General features: G+C 72.4%; 3 protein-coding genes. All 3 read right to left on the bottom strand.

The window, feature by feature from the left end; translation table 11 throughout:
- The coding region (locus FHN55_RS23825) for a beta-galactosidase (protein WP_306821818.1) at window positions 1-451 on the bottom strand (451 nt) is incomplete at its 3' end.
- 84 nt (window positions 452-535) lie between these two features.
- Window positions 536-1,526: beta-galactosidase (locus tag FHN55_RS23820; RefSeq protein WP_257571072.1), on the bottom strand; the 991-nt coding region annotated here is incomplete at its 3' end.
- A partial coding sequence (locus FHN55_RS16530) for a carbohydrate ABC transporter permease (protein WP_139713442.1) occupies window positions 1,523-2,097 on the bottom strand: 575 nt, incomplete at its 5' end. The genes FHN55_RS23820 and FHN55_RS16530, both read right to left, overlap by 4 nt.

Genomic DNA, 2,097 nt, shown 5'->3' with positions numbered 1-2,097 from the left:
CCAGCAGCACCGGCAGCTCGGCAGCGACCTCCGCGGGGGAGGGGCGCTCGGAGGCCACGTCCCCCGGGGGCGGCACGAGCTGGCGGTCGTGCACCAGGCGGGTGGCCAGCGAGGCGTCGAAGGCGCCCCTGGCCCAGGTGCCCACCAGCCCGTCGTAGGTGCCCTCGAGGACCGGGTACGGCCGGCTGCCGTCGTCGGCGGAGGCGGTGTGGGGCTGGAAGGACAGGCCCCACTTGCTGGGCACGGAGTACAGCAGCCCGACGTGCGCGTCGGGGTGCAGCCCCGCCACCGCCGACCCGGCGGTGCCGAGCTCGGCGCCCAGCTGCGCGAGCTGCTCGTAGACCCGCCCGGGCTGCTGGTCGTGCGGCAGCACACCGCCCCAGTAGGTCTCGGTCCCGACGTGCAGCGTGTGCCAGTGCCAGTACTCCACCATCCGCGCACCGCGGGCCACGAAGGCCCACGCCGCCTGGCGCCACTGCCCGTCCCAGGCGGGCAGGTTCACCGCCGCCCCGCCGATCGCCGCGGCGTTCGTCNNTCGTCTCGGTGATGAGGAACGGCGCCTGCTGGGAGGCGAACATCCGGTCCGCGGTGTGCACGAGCGTCCACGTGCCGGTGGAGGTCCAGTACTGCTGCGGCAGCGGGTCCGGGGCGGGCAGGGCGAGCGCGTCCTGCATCGCGTAGTACGGGTTGCCGGCGGCGACGTCGAGCTCGGCGTTGACGCCGAGCTCGTCGACCGCGGGTCGGGTGTACGACACGCACGTCATGACGAACTGGTCCTCGCGGCCGGCCGCCGCGGCCACCTCGCGCACGATGCCGGCCTGCCAGGAGATCAGGTCGGAGGTGCACAGGGTCTGGAACTCGCGCCAGGCGAGGTCGTACTGCGGCTGGGCGTTGCCGTGCGGCGTCCACAGGTCGGCCCACCGGGAGAGCCGGTGCGACCAGTACGTCAGGCCCCACGCCTCGTTGAGCGCGTCGACGGAGCCGTACCGGGCGCGCAGGTGGTCCACGAACGCCTCGAAGGTGCCCGCGTTGTGGATGAGGTGCAGGCCCGGCTCGTTGTCGACCTGGTAGCCGATGACCGCGGGGTGCGCGGCGTACCGGCCTACCACGCGGCGGACGACGCGCTCCGCGTGGAAGCGGAACGCCGGGGCGGTGAAGTCGACCTCCTGCCGGCTGCCCCAGCGCATCGGCGTCCCCGTCCCGGGGTCGAGCGCCAGCTCGGGGTGCTTGCGCGCCAGCCACATCGGGACGGCGTAGGTCGGCGTGCCGAGGATGACCGAGATGCCGCGCTCGTGGCAGCCGTCGAGGGCCTCTTCGAGCCAGTCCAGGTCGAACGCGCCGTCCGAGGGCTCCCAGGTCGACCAGACGGACTCGCCGACGCGCACCACGGTCATGGAGGCGTCGACCATGAGGTCGAGGTCCGTCTTGACCCGGGGCGACGGCGTGTACTCGGGGTAGTAGGCGGCGCCGAAGAGCACCCGGGGCGGCAGGCCCTTCTGGTGGTGCCGGCGGTCGAACAGGCTCATCCCTTGACCCCTCCCGTGGCCAGCCCCGCCTGCCAGTACTTCTGCAGGTAGAGGAAGGCGATGACGAGCGGCACGATCGAGACGAGCGAGCCGGTGATGACGCTGGAGAACAGGACCTGCCCGCCGGAGCCGGCCGCCGCGGCGGACTGCCACTGCGCCAGCCCCACGGTGAGCGGGTACTTCTCCGGGGTGCTCAGCATGATCAGCGGCAGGAAGTAGTTGTTCCACGTCGCCACGAGCGTGAAGAGCAGCACGGTGATGAACCCGGGAGCCAGCAGCCGCAGGGCCACCGAGAAGAAGATGCGCAGCTCACCGGCGCCGTCGACGCGCGCGGCCTCCAGCAGCTGCGTGTCGACGGCGTCCGCCGCGTACACGCGCATGAGGTACACGCCGAACGGGCTGACCAGGCTGGGCAGGATCACCGACCACCGCGTGTCGGTGAGGTTGACGCCGGCGAAGAGCAGGTACGTCGGGATGGCCAGGGCCGTCGTGGGCACCATGATCGACCCGAGCACCACCGAGAACAGCGCGGTGCCCGCCGGGAAGGTGTACTTGGCGAAGGCGTAGCCGG

The sequence above is a fragment of the Streptomyces sp. NP160 genome, from assembly GCF_006335115.1.
Classification (GTDB): Bacteria; Actinomycetota; Actinomycetes; order Actinomycetales; family Quadrisphaeraceae; genus Quadrisphaera.
This window is presented reverse-complemented; position numbering and strand designations above follow the sequence as displayed.